We start from the raw sequence: 2625 nt of genomic DNA on the forward strand, positions 1-2625 counted from the left end.
AAGTCCCCAGAGCGCCTATATCCGCCGTCTCCAGCACCTCATCGCCGAGAGGAATGAATTAGCCTCCAGAAGCTCCGGCAAAGAACCCCTGAGAAGGGTACGGATTTATAAGGGGTAAGCTAAAATGGAATATTGGGAAATGGTAATTTATCAATCAATAGAAGCGCTCGGAGGGGAAGCAGCTTTGCAGGATATATATGAGGAAATTAGCAATCGTAAAGAGCTTACTGATAGGCATTTACGGATTACTAAATGGGGAGGAAGACCTGCATATCAACATTTAGTCAGAAGTTATATCTCAAATATGTGCGATTCTGGACTCTTACATAGAACAGAGCGAGCACGATATAAAATTACTAGGTACATAGCAGTGTGAACTAGTTAAATAAATGCCATTATGCTGGCAGAAAGTAACGACCTGTAGTGCTAACTGCACGGAGGTTTTAAGGAAAAGAGGGATTAAAAAGGGGCGAAGCCCCTTTAATAATTTTTCTTCCCTCTCCCCCTTTTCAAGGGGAGAGAGATAAAGGGGATAGGGTTAGTATATAATGTAAATTATGGCAAAGCCGATAGACACCAGACCATACCTCTCCCGTGAGACCGGCACCATCTTCAAAGACTGGGGAGGCCGAATCCCCATCGCCCTCATCTATCCCAACTCCTACTACCTGGGCATGTCCAACCTGGGCATCCACGCCATCTACAGCCTGCTTAACGGTTACGCTGATATCGTCTGCGAACGCGCCTTCTGGGAACCGGGAGCGGGGACCCAGCCACCGGCGGTACTATCCCTGGAATCCAGACGTCCGCTTACTGACTTCGCCGTTATCGCCTTCTCCGTCACCTACGAGCTTGACTACTTCAATATCCCTCATATTCTCAAAGCCAGTGGTATTCCCCTCTACGCCGCCGACCGTGATGAAAGGCACCCGCTGGTTATCGCCGGCGGGCCCTGCGTCACCGCCAACCCGATGCCTTTAGCCCCCTTCTTCGACTGCCTTGGTATCGGTGAGGCGGAGTCGATACTGCCCGCCATGCTGCCGGTGCTCTCCGCAGGGTTGCAGGACAGTCGGTCGCAGTTACTCCAGGAATTATCCTCATTACCCGGCCTCTACGTACCAAAGGCTAATGACGGCACCTCGGTAGCCCGCCAGTGGGTGAAAGACCTGGATGCTTTCCCGGCGCACTCCGTGGTGCTCACGCCGGACACGGAACTGGGTAACCTTTATCTTATCGAGGCGGAGCGGGGTTGCGGGTGGGGCTGCCGCTTCTGCCTGGTCAGCACTACATTCCGTCCCATGCGCTACCGTTCCGTGGATAACCTCCTTGCTCAGGCTGAAGAAGGACTGCGCCACCGCAAACGCCTGGGACTGGTGGGCCCGGCAGTGGCTGACCACCCGCACCTTGAGGAACTCTTAATCAGACTGCAGGGGATGGGGGCGGAACTGTCCATCAGCTCGCTCCGTATTAAACCCCTGCCCGCTATTGCCCTGAGAGAGCTGACCAGAAGTGGCGCCAGGACCATTGCCCTGGCGCCTGAGGCCGGTTCCCAGCGTCTGCGCCAGGTGCTGAGAAAGGGTATCTCCGAGGATGACATCTTCGCCGCTATGCTCAAGGTAGCCGAACAGGGTGTCAAACAGCTCAAGCTCTACTTCATGATTGGCTTGCCCACGGAGACTGATGACGACGTCCTGGCAATAGCCGACCTGACTCTCAAGTGTAAGACTATTCTTGATAAGCAGCAAACAGGCTGCCGTATTATTCTGAGTATCGCTCCCTTTATACCGAAAGCGGGTACTCCCTTCCAGTGGTTGCCGATGGCAGAACTGCCCATTCTGGAACGCCGCCTTTCTTTACTCCGGAACAGTCTGCTCCCGAAAGGAATTCAACTTAAAAACGAAAGCCTGGCCTGGAGCCAGGTGCAGGGGGTTTTGGCGCGGGGAGATACCAGCCTGGCTGAAGTCCTGGCCGGTATGGAAAAGGTGTCATTGTCCGGCTGGCGTAGAGCCACCGCCGCATACCATCTGGACGCTGAGCATTACGCCCACCGGCGGTGGGCAACCACGGAAAAGCTACCCTGGGCGGTGATTGACCCGGGTACGGCGATGACTTACCTGGAACGCGAGCTAAACCGGGCGATGGGTTAGAAGATAATTGACATACCACCCTGACTATGTTAAGATTCTTTTTGCCAAGTGATAAGCCATCGACCTTATGGCGGTGAGCGCTTGGCGGGAACATTAAAAAGCTGGGATCGCTTGGATCGGATACGACCGAGACGGTAAGAATATGGGGGTATTTTACGAGCCTTCTCTGGCGTGTCGGAGAAGGCTTTTTTAGTTTCTATATGGAGAGGAAAGTAAAAGTGCTGAAGTTAGGATTTATCGGCGCCGGGACTGTCGGTACCGCAATGGCCATCAGGTTAAGCGAGAAAGGTTGCGCTGTAGTGGCGGTATCAAGTCGCAGCCAGACCTCCGCTGAGAAACTGGCGCAGTCAGTCAAAGGGTGCCGTGCCGTCAGTAGCGCCCAGGCTGTGGCTGATGCCGCCGAGCTTGTCTTTATCACCACTCCGGACGGGGCTATCGGCCAGGTCACCTCAGAGGTAAGATGGCATCCCGGACAGAG

At 54.1% G+C, this 2625-nt stretch carries 3 protein-coding genes; all 3 read left to right on the plus strand.

What is annotated here, in order from left to right:
• A partial coding sequence (locus Q8Q07_07340) for a R3H domain-containing nucleic acid-binding protein (GenBank protein MDP3880097.1) occupies positions 1-118 on the plus strand: 118 nt, incomplete at its 5' end.
• A 439-nt stretch (positions 119-557) separates the two neighbouring features.
• On the plus strand, positions 558-2147 hold the full coding sequence (locus Q8Q07_07345) for a radical SAM protein (GenBank protein MDP3880098.1): 1590 nt from the start codon (positions 558-560) through the stop codon (positions 2145-2147).
• Between the two features lie 218 nt (positions 2148-2365).
• Positions 2366-2625 (plus strand): NAD(P)-binding domain-containing protein (locus tag Q8Q07_07350; GenBank protein MDP3880099.1); only part of this gene is annotated, 260 nt, incomplete at its 3' end.

Source organism: Dehalococcoidales bacterium (assembly GCA_030698765.1).
Lineage (GTDB): Bacteria > Chloroflexota > Dehalococcoidia > Dehalococcoidales > UBA2162 > JAUYMF01.

Coding starts and splice junctions, on each gene's coding strand:
- Q8Q07_07345 (MDP3880098.1), top strand. CDS start 558: ATGGCAAAGCCGATAGACACCAGACCATACCTCTCCCGTGAGACCGGC.